Source organism: Streptomyces viridiviolaceus, assembly GCF_014650995.1.
Classification (GTDB): Bacteria; Actinomycetota; Actinomycetes; order Streptomycetales; family Streptomycetaceae; genus Streptomyces; species Streptomyces viridiviolaceus.
Window position 1 is genome coordinate 237,183 of record NZ_BMWA01000004.1, and the last position, 21,770, is coordinate 258,952.

Below are 21,770 nucleotides of genomic sequence, written 5' to 3' on the forward strand. Positions count from 1 at the left end.
GCATGTTTCACGTGAAACCCATCGACCCACGTCTTCTGCGGTATGCACGCGCCACCCGGCTCTTCCTGGCGGCGGTCGTCGTCCTGGGCGCCCTCGGTGCCGGGTTGGTCGTCGCTCAGGCGATGCTCATCGCCGAGATGGTGGTGGGCGCCTTCCAGCACGGCATGCCGATCGCCGAACTCCGCACTCCCCTCCTGCTGTTGGTGGCAGTTGCCTGCGGCCGCGGGGTGGTCGGCTGGCTCACGGAACTCGCCGCGCACCGGGCGAGCGCGGCCGTGAAGTCGGAGCTGCGGGGCCGGTTGCTGGAGCGGGCGGTGGCGCTCGGTCCCGGATGGCTGGACGGACAGCGGACCGGGTCGCTCGTTGCCCTGGCCACGCGGGGAGTCGACGCGCTCGACGACTACTTCTCGCGGTACCTCCCGCAGTTGGGGCTCGCGGTGGTCGTGCCGGTGGCGGTGCTGGCGCGGATCGTCACCGAGGACTGGGTCTCGGCGGCGATCATCGTCGCCACCCTGCCGCTCATTCCGATCTTCATGGTGCTGATCGGCTGGGCCACGCAGTCCCGCATGGACCGGCAGTGGCGGCTGCTGTCCCGGCTGTCCGGGCACTTCCTGGACGTCGTCGCGGGGCTGCCGACGCTGAAGGTGTTCGGACGGGCCAAGGCTCAGGCGGAGGCGATCAAGCGCATCACCGGCGAGTACCGGCAGGCGACCATGCGGACGCTGCGGATCGCCTTCCTGTCGTCCTTCGCGCTGGAGTTGCTGGCCACCCTCTCGGTGGCGCTGGTCGCCGTGACGATCGGCATGCGACTCGTCCACGGCGACATGGCCCTGTACGACGGCCTGGTCGTGCTCGTGCTCGCGCCCGAGGCGTATCTGCCGCTGCGGCAGGTGGGAGCCCAGTACCACGCGGCGGCCGAGGGACTCGCGGCCGCCGAGGAGATCTTCTCGGTGCTGGAGAGGCCCGCGCCGGCGTCGGGGACGGGGCCGGTATCGGCGGACGGCCCCCTGTCCTTCGAGGGCGTGACGGTCCGCTACCCCGGACGCTCCGCGGACGCCGTGTCGGACGTGAACCTCACCGTGGCGCCCGGGGAGACGGTCGCCCTCGTCGGGCCGAGCGGGGCGGGCAAGTCGACACTCCTCAATGTCCTTCTCGGCTTCGTGCGCCCGACCGGGGGGCGGGTGCGGATCGGAGGAGCCGACCTCACCGGCCTCGACCTGGCGCAGTGGCACGCCCGGGTCGCCTGGGTGCCGCAGCAGCCCCACCTGTACGCGGGGACCATCGCCGAGAACGTCCGACTGGCCCGGCCCGACGCGGACGACGCGGCCGTTCGGCGAGCACTGCGGGACGCCGGGGCACTGGAGTTCGTGGACGCGCTGGCCGCGGGAGCGGACACGGTGCTCGGGGAGGGAGGGGCCGGGCTGTCCGCCGGACAGCGGCAGCGGCTGGCGCTGGCCCGGGCGTTTCTCGCGGACCGGCCGGTGCTGCTGCTCGACGAGCCGACGGCCGCCCTGGACGGGGCCACCGAGGCCGAGGTCGTGGCGGCGGTGCGGCGGCTCGCGGCGGGACGGACCGTGCTGCTGGTGGTGCACCGGCCGGCGCTGCTGGAGATCGCGGACCGGGTGGTGCGGCTGGAGGAGCCGGTCTCCCCCGCCCTCACCGACGGGACACCGAAGGCGGTGGCGGCCCGGCCGTTCGACGAGGCCCTGGCAGTCGTCGCCCCGGACGTCGCCGACGACCCCATGGACACGGCGGTTGCGGCGGGAACACGCGGTGGCGTTCTCGGCCGGGTCCGGGCGATGTCCGGCGCCCGGCGCGGTCGGCTCGGTCTCGCACTGCTGCTCGGCAGCCTCGCGCTCGGCAGCGCCGTCGGCCTGATGGCGACCTCCGGGTGGCTCATCTCCCGGGCTTCGCAGCAGCCGCCGGTGCTGTACCTGATGGTGGCCGTGACGGCGACGCGGGCCTTCGGGATCGGCCGGGCCGTGTTCCGGTACGCCGAGCGGCTCGTGTCGCACGACGCCGTGCTGCGGATGCTGGCCGACACCAGGGTCGCCGTGTACCGGAGGCTGGAGCGGCTGGCGCCCGCCGGACTGCGCCGCAGCCGCCGGGGCGACCTGCTGTCCAGGCTCGTCTCCGACGTCGACGCGTTGCAGGACTACTGGCTGCGCTGGCTCCTGCCCACCGGTACCGCGGTGGCCGTGTCCGCCGTCTCCGTCGGGTTCACGGCCTGGCTGCTGCCCGAGGCCGGTGCCGTGCTCGCGGTCGGCCTGCTGGCGGCCGGAGCCGGGGTCCCGCTGGTGACCGGCCGCGTGGCGCGGTGGGCCGAGCACAGGCTGGCCCCCGCCCGTGGCGTGCTCGCCACCCGGGTGACCGACCTGCTCACCGGCACCGCCGAGCTGACCGTCGCCGGGGCCCTGCCCGAGCGGACCGCCGAGGTGCGGCAGGCCGACGGCACGCTCACCCGTATCGCCTCGCGCGCCGCCACCGCGACCGCGCTGGGCGACGGGTTCACCGCCCTGATCTCCGGTCTGACCGTGGCCGGAGCCGCCCTCGTCGGCGCCCAAGCCGTCGCCGACGGCCGACTGGCCGGCGTGGCCATGGCCGTCGTGGTCCTCACCCCGCTGGCCGCCTTCGAGGCGGTCCTGGGGCTGCCGCTCGCCGTGCAGTACCGGCAGCGGGTGCGCCGGAGCGCCGAGCGCGTGTACGAGGTGCTCGACGCGGCAGAGCCCGTGCGGGAGCCGGAGCGGCCCCGGCAGGCACCGGCCTCCCCGTTCCCGGTCGTCCTCAAGGGGCTGGCCGCGCGCCACGCCGGGCAGGACCGGGAGGCCGTCGCGGAACTGGATCTGACGCTGGCCGAGGGGCGCAGGGTCGCCGTGGTCGGCCCGTCCGGGTCCGGCAAGACGACCCTGGCCCAGGTGCTCCTGCGCTTCCTGGACGCCGACGCGGGCTCGTACACGCTGGCCGGTGTGGACGCCCACGCCCTGGACGGCGACGAGGTGAGGCGGCTCGTCGGGCTCTGCGCCCAGGACGCGCATCTCTTCGACAGTTCGGTGCGCGAGAACCTGCTCCTGGCCAGGAAGGACGCCACCGAGGCCGAGCTGCGCGACGCGCTGGCCAGGGCCCGCCTGCTGGAGTGGGCCGACGGCCTGCCCGAAGGCCTGGACACGCTGGTCGGCGAACACGGGGCCCGGCTGTCCGGCGGTCAGCGGCAGCGACTGGCGCTCGCCCGTGCGTTGCTCGCCGACTTCCCGGTCCTCGTCCTCGACGAGCCGGCCGAGCACCTCGACCTGCCGACCGCCGACGCACTCACCGCCGACCTGCTGGCGGCCACCGAGGGCCGGACCACGCTGCTCATCACGCACAGGCTGGCCGGCCTCGAAAGTGTGGACGAGGTGCTGGTGCTGGATGCGGGCAGGGTGGTCCAGCGCGGGCCGTTCGCGGAGCTGGCCGCCGTGCCGGGGCCGCTGCGGGCGATGGCCGAGCGGGAGGCGGCGGCGGAGCTGCTGGTGGACGCGCGGTAGCGGCGGCGCCGAGCGGTGCGCGGCGGCGTGGTGGCGCGGCGGCGTGGTGGCCGATCGTGCGGTGGCCGGCCACGGGTGACCGGATCCGGGACCGTGGGGGCCGGGCTGTGGTCGGCCGCTGGGGTGCCTGCGTCCCGTGTGGCTGTGCCGGGGCGGCCCCGTGGCTGTTCGGCCCCGCGCAGTGCGCCCGTGCCGTGGCCGGTCACCGGGCGCGCCGCCTTCAGGGGCCGCAGCGCCGTGCCGGCCACGGGTGCGCGGTCGGTCGCCGCACGGTCCCGGCCGGGGGCGTGTCTGCCCGGTCAGCGCCGTGTCCCGTTCCGGTGACCGAAAGTTCTCATGAAATCCGACTTTCCTGAATAAAACGGTCTCATTAGGCTCGGCGGCATGTCCCCCGCACCGTCTTCCGGCCCACCGCAGCCCCGGCAGGGCCCCCCGCCGCCTCGCCAGGAGGTCCCTGCCGAGCTTCTGGCGCGGGTGCCGAAGCTGCTGGACGCCATGCGGTCCGTCGGAAGTGGCCTGCACCTGCACTCCACGCTGAACCGGATCTGCGAGACTGCCGCCGACCTGGCGGACGCCCGCTACGCGGCCATCGGCGTCGTCTCCGAGGACGGGGAAGGCCTCGCCGACTTCGTCCAGTACGGCGTCGACGAGGCGACCGCGCGGCGGATCGGACGGCTGCCCGACGGGCGCAAGGGTTTGCTCGGCGCACTCATCCGCGATCCGCGGCCGGTCCGGCTCACGGACCTGACCGGGGACCCGCGCTCGTGCGGTTTTCCCGAGCACCACCCGCCGATGCACGGTTTCCTCGGAGTCCCCATCCGTGTACAGGGCGAGATCTTCGGGAACCTGTACCTGACCGACAAGCGCGGTGGTGAACCGTTCAACGACTACGACCTCGCCATGGTCCGGGTCCTCGCCACGGAGGCCGGCATCGCCATCGGCAACGCGAGGCTGTACGAGGCCGCCCAGCAGCGGGAGCGCTGGATCGACGGGTCGGTCGCCGTCACCACGGCGCTGCTGTCCGGCGGCGACACCGACGAGGCCCTCCAGACCGTCGCCGAACAGGCCCGCCGCCTGTCCGGGGCGGCCGCCGGCATCGTCCTGCTGCCGGCCGACGGCGGCGGCCTGGAGATCGCGGCCGTCGCCCCGCAGCGGCCGACGGAGGCACTGGGCTCGGTGATCCCTGCGGACAACGGCGTCGTCGCCGAACTCCTCGCCGGCAGGCCGGTGTTCGTGGACGATGCGGCCACCGACCCCCGCCTGGACGCGGGGCCGGTGCGTGCCTACGGGCCGATCATGCTGCTGCCGCTGGTCAGCGACGGGCGGGTCCTCGGGAGCCTGGTCATGCCTCGCGCACCGGGGGAGCGCCCGTTCACACGGGCGGAGCGGACCCTTGCCGACCAGTTCGCCTCGCAGGCGGCGCTCGCCCTGATGATGGCCGAAGCGCAGCGCGACCGGGAACGGCTCGCCGTGTACGAGGACCGCGACCGCATCGCGCGTGACCTGCACGACCTCGTCATCCAGCGGCTGTTCGCGACGGGGATGATGCTGGAGAGCGCGCAGCGGCGGGCGGTCGTGCCCGAGGTCCGGGAGGGTGTCGACAGGGCCGTCGACGAGCTCGACGTCACCATCCAGGAGATCCGCTCGGCGATCTTCGCGCTGCGGCAGCCCACCGAGGCGCCCGCGGGGCTGCGGACGCGTGTACTGCGAGAGATCACCATGGCGGCGGTGCCGCTGGGCTTCACACCCTCGCACCGCTTCGTGGGCCCGGTCGACAGCGCGGTCGGCGACCTCACCGGCAAGAACCTCATCGCCGCCCTGCGGGAGGCCCTGTCCAATGCTTTCCGGCACGCCCGGGCCACCCGGATCGACGTCCGTGTCGATGCCACGGTCACCCTGCCGGACGGCCGGCCCGGCGTACGGCTGACCGTCGCGGACGACGGCGTGGGCATCCCCGAGGGCGGTCGGCGCAGCGGCCTGGACAACCTGGAACGCCGTGCCGAGTCGCTCGGCGGAGCCAGCCGGCTCGGGCCGGGCATCGGGGCGGACGGCGGCGGTACGACGGTGCTGTGGGAGGCGCCGTACTGAGTGCCGGCCCGTGTTGCCCCATGTGCAGCAGTCGCACTGAGCCGTGTGCAGCAACACGTCCCCCGCGCGTACGACACGAACAGGACCGGACGCTGCCATCCGGGCCACGATCGCTGACATGCCCTCACTTCTGCCTCGTCGGCTGCTCGTTCCGGTGCTGCTGTGCGCACTCGCCGTCCTCGTGGCCCGCCCCACCGACGCCACGGACGGGGGCCACGGCTCCGGCGCCGGTCTGAGCGCACAGGTTGCGCGGCTGTACGAGGAAGCGGCCAAGGCCACGCAGGAGTACGAGGAGGGGCGGCGTGAGTCCGAAGCCCAGCGGTCGAAGGTGCGGCGTTACGAGGAACTGCTCGACCGGGAGCGGCAGCAGGTGGCCGCCCTGCACGAGGACCTGGGCAGGCTCGCCCGCGCCCAGTACCGCGGCGGTGGCGGGCTGCCGCTCAGCATGCAGATGGCCCTCGCGGACCCGGACGACCTGACACGCGGTCAGCGGTCCGTCTGGCAGGCGAACCTGGTCGTCGACAACGCCATCCGCAAGAGCCGGCGGGCCGAGGCCCGACTCGCCGCCGACCAGGCGAAGGCCAGGGCGGCGTGGCAGTCGCTGGAGGAACGGAACGCCGAGCTCGCCGGTCTGAGGACGGAGATCGAGGAGAAGCTCCAAGCGGCGCGGTCACGTCTGGAAGGGCAGGCGGAGGCCTCGGTAGCGGCCGGTTCGTGTCCCGACGCCGTCCGGCTGGACCAGCCGGAGGCGCGCGTCACGCGCCCCTGGGTCGCGCCGGTGGAGACGTACGAGCTGTCGGCGTCCTTCGGCAGCGGAGGCATGCGGTGGGCGGACCGGCACACCGGACAGGACTTCGCGGTCCCGGTCGGCACACCGGTGCGGGCGGTCGGCGCCGGCCGGGTGGTGGAGGTTTCCTGCGGGGGCGCCTTCGGCATGCAGATCGTGGTCCGGCACCCGGGCGGCTACTGCACGCAGTACGCCCATCTCGCCGCCGTCGCCGTCGACCAGGGAGACCGGGTCGTCCCCGGGCAGTGGATCGGCCAGTCGGGCAGCACCGGCAACTCCACGGGGCCGCATCTGCACTTCGAGGTGCGGGTCACCCCGGAGATGGGCTCGGCGCTGGACCCGGTGCCGTGGCTGGCACGGCACGGAGTGTCCCTCTGACGGAACCGGTACCGACCGGACCGGCTAGGGCTTCAGCGCCAGCATGCGCTCGATGACGACCGCCACCCCGTCGTCGTTGTTGGCGACGGTCCGTCCCGAAGCGGCGGCGATCACGTCCGGGTGCGCGTTGCCCATCGCGTAGGACTGTCCGGCCCAGGTGAGCATCTCCACGTCGTTCGGCATGTCGCCGAAGGCGGCGACCTCCTCGTGGGAGATCCCGCGCTCCGCGCAGCACAGGGCGAGCGTGCTGGCCTTGGAAACGCCCGGGCCGCTGATCTCCAGCAGGGCGCTGGGGCTGGAGCGGGTGACGTTGGCGCGGTCGCCGATGGCCAGGCGGGCCAGCGTGAGGAAGGCGTCCGGGTCGATGTCGGGGTGGAACGCGAGGATCTTGAGCACGGGTTCGCCGACGGTGGGACCGTCGGGCGCCAGGAGCTCCTCGGCGGGTGCGAGGAGGTCCGGAATCTCCAGGTGCATCTTCGGGTACGCCGGCTCCTGCCGGAACCCGTAGGTCTGCTCGACCGCGTACACGGTCCCGGGCGCCGCCTCGCGCAGCAGCCGTACGGCGTCCAGCGCGTTATCCCGGGCCAGCTCCCGGACCTTGACGAACCGGTGGGCGCCGGGGCCGCCGTGCAGGTCGACCACGGCGGCGCCGTTGCCGCAGATGGCGAGGCCGTGACCGTGCACGTGGTCGCTGACCACGTCCATCCAGCGCGCGGGGCGCCCGGTGACGAAGAAGACCTCGATGCCCGCCTTCTCGGCGGCGGCGAGCGCGGCGACCGTACGCGGGGACACCGACTTGTCGTCACGCAGCAGCGTGCCGTCGAGGTCGGTGGCGATGAGGCGTGGGCGGATGGTGGCGGCCGGGGTCTCGGGCTCTCGGGTCGCTGAGGTCACCCGGTCATTGTCACGCATATGCCCGCACGCCCGTGCAGGAGTCCGCACATCTGTGAGCTACGGCTCTCATCAGCTCTGCTCCGCCTGTTCCGCACGTCACCCCGGTCCTGCGCGTCACCGCAGTTGCGACAGGGCCTCCATGGCGATCCGCTCGAAGACCTTCTCGTCGGCCGCGAAGTCCGAGTCGGGGATCGGCCAGTGGATCACGATCTCCGTGAAGCCCAGTTCCTGGTGCCGGCCCGCGAAGTCCACGAACGCGTCCAGGGACTGCAGCGGCCGGTCGCGGTCAGGGGTGAAGCCGGTGAGAAGGACCTTGTCGAGCTCGTCCACGTCGCGGCCGATCCCTGCGCAGGCGTCGGCCAGCTTCTCGGCCTGTCCCCGCAGGGCCCGTACCGACTGTTCGGGGGTGCCGTTCTCGTACAGCTTCGGGTCCCCGGTGGTCACCCACGCCTGTCCGTACCGGGCCGCGAGCCGCAGCCCGCGCGGACCGGTGGCGGCCACCGCGAACGGCAGCCGGGGCCGCTGCACACAGCCCGGGATGTTGCGCGCCTCGTGCGCCGAGTAGTAGTCACCCTCGTACGACACGGCGTCCTCGGTCAGCAGCCGGTCGAGCAGCGGGAGGAACTCGCCGAACCGGTCGGCCCGCTCGCGGGGCGTCCACGGCTCCTGACCGAGCGCCGTGGCGTCGAACCCGGTGCCGCCCGCTCCTATGCCGAGGGTGATCCGTCCGCCGGAGATGTCGTCGAGGGAGATCAGCTCCTTGGCGAGCGTCACCGGGTGCCGGAAGTTGGGCGAGGTCACCAGCGTGCCCAGGCGCAGCCGCTCGGTGATGGCCGCGGCGGCGGTGAGCGTCGGCACGGCACCGAACCACGGGCCGTCCCGGAAGCTCCGCCAGGACAGGTGATCGTAGGTGTACGCGGTGTGGAAGCCCAGCTGCTCGGCGCGTGTCCAGGTCGAACGGCCGCCTTCGTGCCAGCGGCGGTAGGGGAGGATCACGGTGCTCAGGCGCAGACTCATGCCACCGAGCCTATGCGGCGGAACAGGTTTCACGTGAAACGTCCGAGGGTGGTTTCCCCGGGAAACGTGCATCCACGGGCCCTGGTGTCACCGTACGCGGCTGCTCAACCACGGAGTGAGGAGGATCATCGGGATGAGCTCCTTGTGCGCACGGTCGCCGGGCAGCGGCACGATCAGGCGGTAGCCGGGCGGGAAGCGGCGCGCCGTGACATGGGCGAGGCCGCCGAAGACGGAGCGGAGGAACGCGGGGACGTCGTCACGGGGAATGTCGGGGCACTCCACGCCCTCGACGGTGACCAGGGCGTCGTCCTCGGGGAAGAGCCGGACGCTCACCCGGGGAGATCCGCCGAACTCGACGAAGGCCTCGTGGGGGAGAGAGCCGTCCGGGTCGGTGGTCACACCCACGCCCGCGGCACTGCGGCGGGAGGTCTGGTCGGCGCCGACGTCATGGGTGACCTCGATCTCGAGCGCGTACTCCGCTGCGATCGCACGGAGGGCGATGACGGCGGCTTCGGTGGTGGGCACATGCTCCATGCCCTCGATCATGCGAGGCCGGCGCCGCCCGGGAAAAGCAGGTATCGCGGCGGCACGGCCTGCGTCAGCCAGACCCCGTTGGCGCTGACATGGAACACATGGCCGTCGCGGTGCATGGTGGCCGCGTCCACCGTCAGCACGACCGGTCGGCCACGGCGGGCGCCGACCCGGGTCGCGGTCTCCCGGTCGGGCGAGAGGTGGACGTCGTGCCGGTTCATGGGCCGGAGCCCCTCGGCACGGATCGCGCCCAGGTGACGGGCCACGGTCCCGTGGAAGAGGTGCGGCGGCGGGGTCGCCGCCGGCAGCCCGAGGTCCACGTCGATGCTGTGCCCCTGGCTCGCCCGGATCCGGGTGCCCTCGACGGCGAAGCGCCGCTTGTCGTTGGTGGCGACCACGTGGTCCAGTTCGTCCCGGGTGAAGCGGAAGCCGTGCGCCGCGGCCGCGGCGATCAGCGCGTCGATCTCGACCCAGCCGCCGTCGTCGAGCGTCAGCCCGATCCGGTCCGGCTGGTGCCGCAGATGCTTCGACAGGTACTTGGACACCGTCACCGTGCGTCTGTCGTCCCAGCCGTCCCTGTCGTCCTTGCGGTCCCTGTCATTCGTGTCGTTCTGGCGTTCGTGTCGCATACGACCAGGGTGCCGAGAGAGACGCGCATCACGCGATCGGTTTTGCCGCGGAGGTTTGATCCACAGGCAAAGAGGGTTGTCCACAGGCGATGGGGGGTTGCCTGTGGAAACTACAGCGGCGGCTCCACCCGCGCGATCGCCCGCAACGCTCCCGGAAGGAACCGGGACATCAGGTGGACGCCACGCGCCTCCGGTGTCACCGGGACGACGGCCCGGTCCTGCACGACCGCGTCGATAATCGCGTCGGCGACCTTCTCCGGCGGGTAGTTGCGCAGCCCGTACAGCCGGGCGGAACGCTGCCGGAGCCGCTTCTCCTCCTCGGCGTCGACGCCGGTGAAGCGCGCGGTCGAGGTGATGTTGGTGTTGACCAGGCCGGGGCAGATCGCCGTCACGCCGATCCCCTGTCCGGCCAGCTCGGCGCGCAGGCACTCGCTCAGCATCAGCACGGCCGCCTTGGAGGTGCTGTAGGCGGGCAGCACCTTGGAGGGCTGGAAGGCCGCCGCTGACGCGGTGTTGACGATGTGGCCGCCCTGCCCGCGCTCGGCCATCTGCCTGCCGAAGAGGCGGCAGCCGTGGATCACACCCCACAGGTTGACGTCGAGGACCTTCTTCCAGTCCTCCGGCGTGGTGTCGAGGAAGGAGCCCGACAGCCCGATCCCGGCGTTGTTGACCAGGACGTCGACCACGCCGTACTCGGTGGCGACCTTCTCGGCGAGCTTCTCCATGGCCTGTCCGTCGGACACGTCGACGGCCTCGGCCCAGGCGTCGGGCGCCCCGACCAGGCGGGCCAGCTCAGCGGTGCGGGCCGCCGACTCGGCGTCCCGGTCGACGGCCACCACGCGCGCGCCGGCCTCGGCGAACGCGAAGGCCGTCGCCCGCCCGATACCGCTGCCCGCCCCCGTGACCAGCACGAGCTGTCCGCCGAACCGGTCCGCGTGCTTCCCGCTCGCCGCCACCTCGGTCCGTCCGCCCTCGACGGTGGTGACGAACTCCGTGATCCAGCCGGCCAGCCGGTCGGGCCGGGTGCGCGGCACCCAGTGCCCCGCCGGCAGGGTGCGGCGGGTCAGCCGCGGCGCCCACAGTTCCAGTTCGTCGTAGAGCCGCTCGGACAGGAACGAGTCCCCGAGGGGCGTGATGAGCTGCACAGGGGCGTGGGCGTACGCGTCGTTGCGCGGGTGGCGCAGGCGTGGCCGTACGTTGTCCCGGTACAGCCAGGCCCCGTGCGCCGCGTCGGTGGGCAGCGAGGGCGTCGGGTAGTCGCCGCCGGGCACCTTCTCGACGCGCCGGAGAATCCCCGGCCAGCGCTTGCCCAGCGGACCGCGCCAGGCCAGTTCGGGCAGCACGGGCGTGTGCAGCAGGTAGACGTACCAGGACTTGGCGCCCTGGCCGAGGAGCTGGCCGACCCGGCGCGGGGTGGGGCGCTTCAGGCGCCGGCCGATCCAGTGCCCGAAGTGGTCGAGGGACGGTCCGGACATCGAGGTGAAGGAGGCGATCCGGCCCTCGGTGCGCCCCACCGTGACGAACTCCCAGGACTGCACCGAACCCCAGTCGTGGCCCACCAGGTGCACGGGACGGTCCGGGCTGACCGCGTCCGCCACGGCCAGGAAGTCGTCGGTCAGCTTCTCCAGCGTGAATCCGCCGCGCAGCGGTCGCGGAGCCGTGGACCGGCCGTGGCCCCGGACGTCGTAGAGGACCACGTGGAAGCGGTCGGCGAGGCGGACGGCCACCTCTGACCAGACCTCCTTGGTGTCCGGATATCCGTGCACGAGGACGACCGTCGGCTGCTTCGGGTCGCCCAGCTCGGCCACGCACAGCTCCACCTCGCCCGTCCGGACCCGGCGTTCGCGCGCACCATCGAGCACCGTCATTCCTCCTCCGCCCAGCGCCGCACGTGCGGCAGATCGTCGTCCAGCCAGAAGGCGCTCTCCTCGGGGTCCCGGGAATCGGTGACGACGAGGATCTCCTCGAACTTCGCGCCCGTACCCCGGAAGCCGAGGTGGGGTTCGACCGCCCACAGCCCCGGCTGCGGCGGGTGGTCGGAGAAGCGGTACGGCGACCACAGCGGGGACCAGCCCTCGCGGTGGCCGTGCAGCGCGTCGCTCGCCAGGCCCTTGAGGGACTGGGTGCCGAAGCCGAACAGGCGTGGGGAGAAGCGTCGTTCCCGTACCCGGTCGACCTTGTGCGCGATCACCCCGAAGGGGTAGGCGCGATGCCGGTTGGCGTAGCCCTGGCGGACCATGAGGCGGTCCACGTCCTCGTAGATCTCCCGCAGCGGCCGGCGCTCGCGCACCCCGCGCAGGATGAGCTCGCGGTGCGCCTGAAGATCGGCCATCAGCCGGGCCTGGACCGGGTTCGATCCGAGGGAGCCCGAGAAGCCGATGTCGGCGGTGAAACCGCCGTACACCGGGGCCATGTCCAGGATGAACGGCATGCCGGGCTCCAGCCGGCGCCCGGTGGGGAAGAACTGCAGCGGGATGCGGAAGTCCGTGAAGGCGGTGCGGTCGCCGAACCAGGCGAAGGGCAGGTGGAACCAGTCCCGTACGCCTCTCTCGCACAGCCACTCGCGCTGCATCCGGGCCGCCTCGCGCTCGGTCACCCCCGGCTCCAGCCGGGCCGCGACGGCCTCGGCGCACTCGTAGGCGAGGCGCTGCACCTCTCGGAATCCACGCAGTCCGGCGCGGAGTTCCCCTGCCACTGCCGTCGTCATGCCACCCCGTTCCACCCGATTCGTTACGGTCCGCTCCGACCGCACCGATCGCGCTACTCGCTCGTAACGTGACGCCGCCGAATCTCCCAGTTGTTAGACCCGGCGTCAATAGGCCGGCCCGCACGGCATCCCGCCGGCCCGCCGTAGCTCTCAGGCAGGGCATCCCCTACGGGCCCGTAATACTCGAGACTGACCCCAAGACGGCTCTCCGGTCTGACGACCGGAGTGGCGGGCGTCACTACCGTCATGGGTGTGACTGTGATCGTGACCGAAAGCCTGAGCAAGCGGTTCCCCCGGGTGACCGCGCTCGACCGGCTCTCCGTGGACATCGGACCCGGTGTGACCGGACTCGTCGGGGCCAACGGCGCCGGCAAATCCACCCTGATCAAGATCCTGCTGGGTCTGTCCCCCGCCACCGAGGGCCGCGCCGAAGTGCTCGGACTCGACGTCGCAACCAAGGGCGCCGACATCCGCGAACGGGTCGGCTACATGCCGGAGCACGACTGCCTGCCGCCCGACGTCTCGGCCACCGAGTTCGTCGTCCACATGGCGCGCATGTCCGGGCTGCCGCCGACGGCCGCCCGCGAGCGCACCGCGGACACACTGCGCCACGTGGGCCTGTACGAGGAGCGCTACCGCCCCATCGGCGGCTACTCGACCGGCATGAAGCAGCGCGTGAAGCTCGCGCAGGCCCTCGTCCACGACCCGCAGCTGGTCTTCCTGGACGAGCCGACCAACGGCCTCGACCCGGTCGGCCGAGACGAGATGCTCGGCCTCATCCGGCGCATCCACACCGACTTCGGCATCTCGGTCCTGGTCACCTCACACCTGCTGGGAGAACTGGAGCGCACCTGCGACCACGTCGTCGTGGTCGACGGCGGCAAGCTGCTGCGCTCCAGCTCCACCACCGACTTCACCCAGACCACGACGACCCTCGCGATCGAGGTCACCGACACCGACGAGCACCCCGACGGCACCCGCGCGGTGCGCGACGCGCTCCACGCGCGCGGGGTGACCGTCGAGGACGGCAGCGGCCTGCCCGGTGCCGGACACATCCTGCTGCTCACCGCGGCGGGCGACGAGACGTACGACCTGGTCCGGGACGTCATCGCGGACCTCGGCCTCGGCCTGGTGCGCATGGAACAGCGCAGGCACCACATCTCGGAGGTCTTCAAGGACAACGACGCAGCACGGAAGGAGGCGGTCGGCCATGGCAACTGAACACCCCACGGCCACGGTGCCCGGTGACCAGACCCGCATCCACAACATCGGCTACCGCAGCTACGACGGCCCCCGCCTCGGCCGCGCCTACGCCCGCCGCTCGCTGTACTCGCAGTCCCTGCGCGGCGCCTACGGCCTCGGCCGCTCGGCCAAGTCCAAGGTGCTGCCGATGCTGCTGTTCGTGGTGATGTGCCTGCCCGCCGGCATCATGGTCGCCGTCGCCGTCGCCACCAAGGCGAACGAACTGCCCCTGGACTACACGCGCTACGCCATCGTCCTGCAGGCCGTCATCAGCCTCTACGTCGCCTCCCAGGCACCCCAGTCCGTCTCGCGCGACCTGCGTTTCAAGACGGTGCCGCTGTACTTCTCGCGGCCCATCGAGACCGCCGACTACGTCCGCGCCAAGTACGCGGCACTGGCCTCGGCGCTGTTCATCCTCACCGCCGCACCGCTGCTGGTGCTCTACGTGGGCGCGCTGCTCGCCGAACTCGACTTCGCGGACCAGACAGAAGGATTCGCACAGGGACTCGTCTCCGTGGCACTGCTCTCGCTGCTCTTCGCCGGCCTCGGCCTGGTCGTCGCCTCGGTCACCCCGCGCCGCGGCTTCGGCATCGCGGCCGTCATCGCGGTCCTGACCATCACCTACGGCGCGGTCTCCACCCTCCAGGCCATCGCGGACGTCCAGGACAGCTCCGGAGCCGTCGCCTGGATCGGCCTCTTCTCGCCGATCACCCTCATCGACGGCGTGCAGTCCGCCTTCCTCGGCGCCACCTCGGCCTTCCCCGGCGGGGCCGGCCCGAGCAACGCGGAGGGCGTGGTCTACGTCCTCGTCACCCTGGGCCTGATCGCCGGCACCTACGGCCTGCTGATGCGCCGCTACAAGAAGGTGGGACTGTGACCACGCTGAACATCGACCACGTCTCCCGCTGGTTCGGCAACGTGGTCGCCGTCAACGACATCACCATGACCATCGGCCCCGGCGTCACCGGCCTGCTCGGCCCCAACGGCGCCGGGAAGTCCACCCTCATCAACATGATGGGCGGCTTCCTCGCCCCCTCCACCGGCGCCGTCACCCTCGACGGACAGCCGGTCTGGCGCAACGAGGCCATCTACCGGCACATCGGCATCGTCCCCGAGCGGGAGGCGATGTACGACTTCCTCACCGGCCGCGAGTTCGTCCTCGCCAACGCCGAACTGCACGGCCTCGGCGCCAAGGCGGCCCAGCGGGCGCTCGCCACCGTCGAGATGGAGTACGCGCAGGACCGCAAGATCGCCACGTACTCCAAGGGCATGCGGCAGCGCGTGAAGATGGCGAGCGCCCTCGTCCACGACCCCTCCCTCCTCCTGCTCGACGAGCCGTTCAACGGCATGGACCCGCGCCAGCGCATGCAGCTCATGGACCTGCTGCGACGCATGGGCGACGAAGGCCGCACGGTGCTGTTCTCCTCGCACATCCTCGAAGAGGTGGAGCAGCTCGCCTGGCACATCGAGGTCGTCGTCGCCGGACGGCACGCGGCCAGCGGAGACTTCCGCAGGATCCGCCGCCTGATGACCGACCGACCGCACCGCTACCTGGTCCGCTCCAGCGACGACCGGACGCTGGCGGCGGCGCTGATCGCCGACCCGTCGACCTCCGGCATCGAGGTCGACGTGACGGAGGGCGCCCTGCGCATCCAGGCCGTCGACTTCGGCCGGTTCACGGCCCTGCTGCCCAAGGTCGCCCGCGACCACGGCATCCGGCTGCTCACGGTCTCGCCGTCCGACGAGTCCCTCGAGTCCGTCTTCTCGTACCTCGTCGCGGCGTAGGAGGCCGAAGAATGTACGACCCCACAGTCGCCCGGCTCACCTACCGGGCCCTGCTCGGCCGCCGCCGGGCCCTCATCCTGGGCGCGCTGCCCCTGCTGCTGCTCGTCATCACCGTGGCGGTGCGCGCCCTCGCCGGAGCCGACGACCAGACGACGGCCGACGTACTGGGCGGGTTCGCGCTCGCCACCATGGTGCCGATCATCGGCGTCATCGCCGGAACCGGAGCCATCGGCCCCGAAATCGACGACGGCTCGGTGGTGTACCTGCTGTCCAAGCCCATCAAGCGCCCGACGATCATCTTCACCAAGCTGATCGTGGCCATCGCCGTGACGATGGTCTTCTCCGCCGTGCCCACGCTGATCGCCGGCCTGATCCTCAACGGCAACGGCCAGCAGATCGCCGTCGCCTACACGATCGCCGCGCTGGTCGCCTCCATCGCCTACGCCGCGCTGTTCCTGCTGCTGGGCACGGTGTCCCGGCACGCGGTGGTGTTCGGACTGGTCTACGCGCTCGTCTGGGAGGCCCTGTTCGGCTCCCTCGTGCCCGGCGCCCGCACCCTGAGCGTCCAGCAGTGGTCGCTCGCCGTGGCCCAGAAGGTCGCCGACGGGAACCTGGTGACCTCCGACGTCGGTCTGCCGACGGCCACGGTGCTGCTGGTCGCGGTCACCGTGCTGGCGACCTGGTACGCCGGACAGAAGCTGCGCACGCTGACGCTCGCCGGGGAGGAGTGACGGGTCCCGGTCCTTGACCGGGGCTTCACCCCGAGACCGGCACACTGACCGGACGGACGCACACACGGCTGGGAGGACCGCCATGGCAGGGGATGCGCCTCAGCAGGACGGACCCGGACGGCCCGAGGACGACTCCTGGGGCGACCTGGTCCTGGACGAGGACTTCGTCCGCGGCGCGCAGACCTCCGAGCCCTCCGCCCGCGCCCGGATGCTCGCCGCCCGCTGGCGCCGCGAGGCGCCCGAACCCCAGCCGTGGCGCGCCGACGAGCCGCCCGCCGGCTGGTTCTTCAGCAAGATACGTCGCCGCAGGTGGCGCGGGCGGTGACGGAGCCCGGCCGCCCATAATCAGTGGCGCCCGGCGCCCTGCAACGGCACTGTGGAGGACGCACAAGGCCGGACGGCGCCGGCGTCACGGGCGGCCGCTTCGAGCACGCGAGAAGCCCGGGGCCCTCGCGTGGGCCGCCCGACGGGGATCGTCGGCGCCGGACCGGCTGGTCAGCCGAGCAATCGCTCCAGCACCAGCGCGATACCGTCCTCGTCGTTCGAGGACGTCACCTCGTCGGCCACCGCCTTCAGCTCCGCGTGGGCGTTGGCCATCGCCACGCCCCGGGCGGCCCAGCCGAACATCGGGACGTCGTTGGGCATGTCCCCGAAGGCGATCGTCTCCGCGGCCTTCAGACCGAGGCGGCGTGCCGCCAGCGACAGACCCGTGGCCTTCGACAGGCCGAGGGGAAGGAGCTCGACGACGCCTGCGCCGGCCATGGTGACCGTGACGAAGCCGCCCGCGGTCTGCCGGGCCGTCTCGGCCAGCTCGTCGTCCGACAGGGTCGGGTGCTGTATGTAGATCTTGTTCAGCGGCGCGGACCACAGGTCCGAGGCGTCGGTGAAGGGCACCGCCGGAAGCTCGCCCCCGACCTCGTAACCGGGTCCCACCAGGACGTCGCCGTCCAGGCCGTCGCGGCTGGCCGCCAGGTACAGCGGGCCGGTCTCCGCCTCGATCTTGGCCAGCGCCACCCCGGCCAGCTGGCGGTCCAGGGTGACCGAGGTCAGCAGGCGGTGTTCCCCGGCGTGGTACACCTGCGCGCCCTGGCCGCACACGGCCAGCCCCTCGTAGCCCAGGTCGTCCAGGACGTGCCGGGTCCACGGGACCGCGCGGCCGGTGACGACGATGTGGGCGGCGCCCGCCGCGGTGGCCGCGGCGAGCGCCTCACGGGTGCGCTGCGAGACCGTGTCGTCAGTGCGCAGCAGCGTGCCGTCGAGATCGGTCGCGATCAGGCCGTACGGGAACCGGGCGGATCCCGCAGCGGAGGCGGCGTCGGTCACTTGGCCACCGGCTCCAGGACCTCCCGGCCGCCCAGGTACGGGCGAAGCACCTCGGGCACGCGCACCGAACCGTCGGCCTGCTGGTGGTTCTCCAGGATCGCCACGATCGTGCGCGGCACGGCGCACAGCGTGCCGTTGAGCGTGGCCAGCGGACGCACCTTCTTGTCCTCGCGGACACGGATCGACAGGCGCCGCGACTGGAACTCGGTGCAGTCCGACGTCGAGGTCAGCTCGCGGTACTTGCCCTGGGTCGGGATCCACGCCTCGCAGTCGAACTTGCGGGACGCCGAGGCGCCCAGGTCCGCCGAGGCGACGTCGATGACCCGGAACGGCAGCTCCAGCGACGTCAGCCACTGCTTCTCCCACTCCAGCAGGCGCTGGTGCTCGGCCTGCGAGTCCTCGGGGAGGACGTAGGAGAACATCTCGACCTTGTCGAACTGGTGCACGCGGAAGATGCCCCGCGTGTCCTTGCCGTGCGATCCGGCCTCGCGGCGGAAGCAGGGCGAGAAGCCGGCGTAGCGCAGCGGCAGGCGCTCGGCGTCGAGGATCTCGTCCATGTGGTAGCCGGCGAGCGCCACCTCGGAGGTGCCGACCAGGTACAGGTCGTCCTTGTCCAGGTGGTAGACGTCCTGGGACGCCTGGCCGAGGAAGCCCGTGCCGCCCATGGCCTGCGGGCGCACCAGCGCCGGGGTCAGCATGGCCGTGAAGCCGGCCGCCGTGGCCTGGGCGAGCGCGGCGTTCACCAGGGCGAGCTCCAGAAGCGCGCCGACGCCCGTGAGGAAGTAGAAGCGCGAGCCGGAGACCTTGGCGCCGCGCTCGACGTCGATGGCGCCGAGCATCTGGCCGAGCTCCAGGTGGTCCTTGGGCTCGAAGCCCTCGGCACCGAAGTCGCGGATCGTGCCGTGCGTCTCCAGCGTGACGAAGTCCTCCTCACCGCCGACGGGGACGTCGGGGTGGACGAGGTTGCCGAGGCGCTGGAGCAGCTCCTGGGTCTCGGCGTCGGCCGCGTCGCGCTCGGCGTCGGCCGCCTTGACGTCGGCGGCGAGCTGGCTCGCCCGCTTCAGCAGCTCGGCCTTCTCGTCCCCGGTGGCCTTGCCGATGAGCTTGCCGAGGCTCTTCTGCTCGGCGCGCAGCTCGTCGAAGCGGACGCCGGACGACCTGCGCCGTTCGTCGGCGGACAGGAGGGAGTCGACGAGCGCGACGTCCTCTCCACGGGCGCGCTGCGACGCGCGCACACGGTCGGGGTCCTCACGGAGCAGGCGAAGGTCAATCACGCGGTCAAGGCTACCGGTGCCCGGTGACGGCTCACGACTCACTATTGCCGATCGCACGCCTCACGTTCCGTTATGCGGGAATTGCACCATGTGCTCCCGCCTGTCAATAAAAGACGTCTCATTCCCTGTACGAGGCAGGGACCGGAGGGCGGTTGACCGGACTGCCTTGCGTGGAAGGGGACTTGGGGATACGGCCGTCCACGGGAATCCACAGCTCGGAAAAGTTATCCACAGGCTGTGCGAAAGATCTGTGGACTCCGGAAGTGATCATTCCTAATCGGGCAAGCGGGTGCATGCGGGGCGAAGAATTCCTGATCCAAACCCCGCGCACGCCCACTTTCGAGTGGAAACGGTTCACTCCGGAGGATGGAGGGCAAGAAACAGGTGGACGAAGGGTGACCTGGACCCCTGTGCACGAAGAAGGGGTCTGTAGGGGGATTTGTCGACCGATTGGTGCTTGGTTGTCGACTTGTCCCCAGGTCGAGAAGCAGACCTGTGGATAACTTCTGTGGATAACCAAAATCAGGAGGTACGACCGGATCGAGCCGTCAGAACCGGCCGTCCTGGCAGCGCGCCACCCAGTCCGCCGCCGCCACGAACTCCTCGTCCGAGGTCCCCGGTCGCGGCGTCCCCACATCCGCCGGGCCGACCTCCGCGCGGGGATACGAGCCGAGGTACCGCACCTGGAGGCAGATCCTCTTGAGCCCCATCAGGGCCTCGGCGACCCGGCGGTCCGAGATGTGTCCCTCGGCGTCGATGCAGAAGCAGTAGTTGCCGATGCCGGCGCCCGTGGGCCGGGACTGGAGCAGCATCAGGTTGATGCCCCGGGTCGCGAACTCGCCGAGCAGGTCGCGCAGACCGCCGGGGTGGTCGTCGCGCTGCCAGAGCACGACGGACGTCTTGTCCGCGCCGGTCGGCGCCGCCGGACGGGCGGGGCGGCCCACCAGGACGAAGCGCGTCTGGGCGTTCTCCGCGTCGTGGATCCCGGTCTCCAGGGCCTCCAAGCCGTACCTGGCGGCGGCGAACTCACCGGCGAAGGCCGCGTCGTACCGGCCTTCCTGCACCAGCCGGGCGCCGTCCGCGTTGGAGGCGGCCGATTCCCAGGCGACGTCCGGGAGGTGGGCCTTGATCCAGTTGCGGACCTGCGGCTGGGCGGCGGGGTGGGCGGTGACCGTCTTGATGTCCGACAGTTTCGTGCCGGGGCGGACCAGCAGCGCGAAGGTGATCGACAGCAGCACTTCGCGGTAGATCATCAGCGGCTGGCCGGCGACCAGTTCGTCGAGGGTGGTGGTGATGCCGCCCTCGACGGAGTTCTCGATCGGCACGAAGGCGGCCTCTGCCTCGCCGGCGCGCACCGCGTCGAGCGCGGACTGGACGGACACGTACGGGACCAGCTCCCTGGTCGCCGTCTCCGGAAGCGTGCGCAGGGCGACTTCGGTGAAGGTGCCTTCGGGGCCGAGATACGCGTAACTGGCGGGCATGTCCTCACCTTAATGGGCCTCGCACGAACCCGGCCCACGCGTTGCGCACCGCCGCTCCCGTGGGTTAACAGAGGTGGTGCTCTAGCCCTCCAGCAACCGCTGCCCCACGTACTCTCCCTCCGCCGCCCCGCCCGGCACGGCGAACAGGCCACTGGCCTCGTGCCGGATGAACTGCGACAGCGCGTCCCCGCGGTCCAGCTTGCGCTGCACCGGCACGAAGCCGCGCAGTGGATCGGCCTGCCAGCAGATGAAGAGGAGCCCCGCGTCGGGGACACCGTCGGCGTCGAAGCCGTCGTGGTACGAGAAGGGGCGGCGGACCATGGCGGCTCCGCCGTTCTGGTCGGGGCGGGTGATCCGGGCGTGGGCATTGATCGGGACGACCAGGTTCCCGGCCGCGTCCGTCTTCTCCAGGTCCATCTCGGTCGTCTCGGTGCCGCCGGACAGCGGCGCCCCGTCGGACTTGCGGCGCCCGATGACGGCCTCCTGGGCCTTGACCGACAGCTGCTCCCAGTCGTCGAGGAGCATGCGGATCCGGCGCACGACGACGTAGGAACCGTTCGCCATCCACGCCGGGTCCTTCGAGCCGGAGGACGGCACGAAGATCCGCTCGTCGAAGTCGGCGTCGCCGGGCTTCGGATTGCGGGTGCCGTCGACCTGTCCCATCAGGTTGCGGGCCGTCATCGGGTGGGCGGTGGCCCCCGGCGAGCGGTTGAAGCCGTTCATCTGCCAGCGGACGCGGGCGGCCGACCCGGCGTCCTTCTGAATCGCGCGCAGCGCGTGGAAGGCCACGAGGGCGTCGTCGGCGCCGATCTGGACCCACAGGTCGCCGTTGCTGCGGGCCTTGTCGAGGTGGTCGGAGGAGAAGTCGGGCAGGGGATCGAGGGCGACCGGGCGCTGCTTCTCCAGTCCGGTCCGGACGAAGAAGCTGTGGCCGAACCCGAAGGTGACGGTCAGGGAGGACGGTCCGGCGTCCCGGGCCACGTCCGTGTCACCGGACCCGGTGGGCTCGCCCGCCATCAGCCGGCGAGCGGTGTCGGACCAGCGGCGCAGCAGTGCGGCGGCCTCCTTGCGGCCGGCTCCTGCCGCCAGGTCGAAGGCGACGAGGTGGCCGCGGGCCTGCATCGGGGTGGTGATGCCGGGCTGATGTTTCCCGTGAAACATCACCTGCCCGTCGCCGAGCGCGGTGAGCGGTGTGGCCGCGGAGGGTGCGGCGGCGTACCCCACGGCGCCGCCCGCCGCGCCGAGCACGAGCCCGGTGGCACCGGCGGTGCCGAGCAGCCGTCGCCGTGAGATGCCCTCGCGCGCGGAGGCGCCCTCGGAGTCGAGTGGCCCAGGGGGCGCCTCGGGGGTACGGGCCTGCGGGATGGACGGGTCAGCCATGG

At 71.9% G+C, this 21,770-nt stretch carries 18 protein-coding genes; 8 read left to right on the forward strand and 10 right to left on the reverse strand.

What is annotated here, in order from left to right:
• Window positions 1-11 precede the first annotated feature (11 nt).
• The 3 genes from cydD to IE260_RS07060 all read left to right on the forward strand — a co-directional run bounded on the left by cydD (window position 12) and on the right by IE260_RS07060 (window position 6,774).
• Window positions 12-3,521, forward strand: coding sequence for a thiol reductant ABC exporter subunit CydD (cydD, locus tag IE260_RS07050; protein WP_189869600.1), 3,510 nt, complete (start codon window positions 12-14; stop codon window positions 3,519-3,521).
• A 384-nt stretch (window positions 3,522-3,905) separates the two neighbouring features.
• The gene (locus tag IE260_RS07055) at window positions 3,906-5,609 is read left to right on the forward strand and encodes a GAF domain-containing sensor histidine kinase (protein WP_189869601.1); all 1,704 of its coding nucleotides are present in this window, start codon (window positions 3,906-3,908) and stop codon (window positions 5,607-5,609) included.
• Between the two features lie 118 nt (window positions 5,610-5,727).
• Entirely contained in the window at window positions 5,728-6,774 is a 1,047-nt protein-coding gene (locus IE260_RS07060) for a M23 family metallopeptidase (RefSeq protein ID WP_189869602.1), read from the forward strand.
• Window positions 6,775-6,798: 24 nt separating this feature from the next.
• On the opposite strand, the gene IE260_RS07065 is transcribed toward IE260_RS07060, so the two are convergent.
• The 6 genes from IE260_RS07065 to IE260_RS07090 form a co-directional block, all read right to left on the reverse strand.
• Window positions 6,799-7,686 (reverse strand): Cof-type HAD-IIB family hydrolase, encoded by an 888-nt coding sequence (locus IE260_RS07065; RefSeq protein ID WP_189869603.1) that lies wholly within the window; start codon window positions 7,684-7,686, stop codon window positions 6,799-6,801.
• Between the two features lie 96 nt (window positions 7,687-7,782).
• Window positions 7,783-8,685, reverse strand: a complete 903-nt coding sequence (locus IE260_RS07070; RefSeq protein WP_189869604.1) for an LLM class flavin-dependent oxidoreductase — start codon at window positions 8,683-8,685, stop codon at window positions 7,783-7,785.
• An 87-nt stretch (window positions 8,686-8,772) separates the two neighbouring features.
• Window positions 8,773-9,231 carry a hypothetical protein gene (locus IE260_RS07075; RefSeq protein ID WP_189869605.1) on the reverse strand — a complete coding sequence of 153 codons (459 nt, stop codon included), beginning with the start codon at window positions 9,229-9,231 and terminating at the stop codon, window positions 8,773-8,775.
• A complete protein-coding gene (locus IE260_RS07080) occupies window positions 9,228-9,845 on the reverse strand; it encodes an RNA 2'-phosphotransferase (protein WP_229880476.1) in 618 nt (205 codons plus the stop codon). The genes IE260_RS07075 and IE260_RS07080 overlap by 4 nt, the downstream gene beginning before the upstream one ends.
• 110 nt (window positions 9,846-9,955) lie before the next feature.
• Window positions 9,956-11,713: an SDR family oxidoreductase gene (locus tag IE260_RS07085; protein WP_189869606.1), complete on the reverse strand. Its 1,758-nt coding sequence runs from the start codon at window positions 11,711-11,713 to the stop codon at window positions 9,956-9,958.
• Window positions 11,710-12,552, reverse strand: coding sequence for a M24 family metallopeptidase (locus tag IE260_RS07090; RefSeq protein ID WP_189869607.1), 843 nt, complete (start codon window positions 12,550-12,552; stop codon window positions 11,710-11,712). Before IE260_RS07090 ends, IE260_RS07085 begins: the two co-directional genes overlap by 4 nt.
• A gap of 246 nt (window positions 12,553-12,798) precedes the next feature.
• Here IE260_RS07090 and IE260_RS07095 point away from each other — a divergent pair, with 246 nt between their 5' ends.
• The 5 genes from IE260_RS07095 (at window position 12,799) to IE260_RS07115 (ending at window position 16,635) form a co-directional block, all read left to right on the forward strand.
• The gene (locus IE260_RS07095) at window positions 12,799-13,773 is read left to right on the forward strand and encodes an ABC transporter ATP-binding protein (protein WP_189869608.1); all 975 of its coding nucleotides are present in this window, start codon (window positions 12,799-12,801) and stop codon (window positions 13,771-13,773) included.
• A complete protein-coding gene (locus tag IE260_RS07100) occupies window positions 13,763-14,671 on the forward strand; it encodes an ABC transporter permease (RefSeq protein ID WP_189869609.1) in 909 nt (302 codons plus the stop codon). Before IE260_RS07095 ends, IE260_RS07100 begins: the two co-directional genes overlap by 11 nt.
• Window positions 14,668-15,579, forward strand: a complete 912-nt coding sequence (locus IE260_RS07105; protein WP_189869610.1) for an ABC transporter ATP-binding protein — start codon at window positions 14,668-14,670, stop codon at window positions 15,577-15,579. Before IE260_RS07100 ends, IE260_RS07105 begins: the two co-directional genes overlap by 4 nt.
• Before the next feature lie 11 nt (window positions 15,580-15,590).
• Window positions 15,591-16,310, forward strand: coding sequence for an ABC transporter permease subunit (locus IE260_RS07110; protein WP_189869611.1), 720 nt, complete (start codon window positions 15,591-15,593; stop codon window positions 16,308-16,310).
• A gap of 82 nt (window positions 16,311-16,392) precedes the next feature.
• Window positions 16,393-16,635, forward strand: a complete 243-nt coding sequence (locus tag IE260_RS07115; RefSeq protein WP_189869612.1) for an SGM_3592 family protein — start codon at window positions 16,393-16,395, stop codon at window positions 16,633-16,635.
• A 170-nt stretch (window positions 16,636-16,805) separates the two neighbouring features.
• Here the strand turns inward: IE260_RS07115 and IE260_RS07120 are convergent, their stop codons facing one another.
• The 4 genes from IE260_RS07120 to efeB all read right to left on the reverse strand — a co-directional run bounded on the left by IE260_RS07120 (window position 16,806) and on the right by efeB (window position 21,768).
• Window positions 16,806-17,633 (reverse strand): HAD family hydrolase, encoded by an 828-nt coding sequence (locus IE260_RS07120; protein WP_189869613.1) that lies wholly within the window; start codon window positions 17,631-17,633, stop codon window positions 16,806-16,808.
• Window positions 17,630-18,907 carry a serine--tRNA ligase gene (gene serS, locus IE260_RS07125; protein WP_189869614.1) on the reverse strand — a complete coding sequence of 426 codons (1,278 nt, stop codon included), beginning with the start codon at window positions 18,905-18,907 and terminating at the stop codon, window positions 17,630-17,632. The genes IE260_RS07120 and serS overlap by 4 nt, the downstream gene beginning before the upstream one ends.
• A gap of 548 nt (window positions 18,908-19,455) precedes the next feature.
• Window positions 19,456-20,388, reverse strand: coding sequence for a prephenate dehydratase (gene pheA / locus IE260_RS07130; protein WP_189869615.1), 933 nt, complete (start codon window positions 20,386-20,388; stop codon window positions 19,456-19,458).
• Between the two features lie 81 nt (window positions 20,389-20,469).
• On the reverse strand, window positions 20,470-21,768 hold the full coding sequence (gene efeB, locus IE260_RS07135; protein WP_189869616.1) for an iron uptake transporter deferrochelatase/peroxidase subunit: 1,299 nt from the start codon (window positions 21,766-21,768) through the stop codon (window positions 20,470-20,472).
• Window positions 21,769-21,770: the final 2 nt, after the last annotated feature.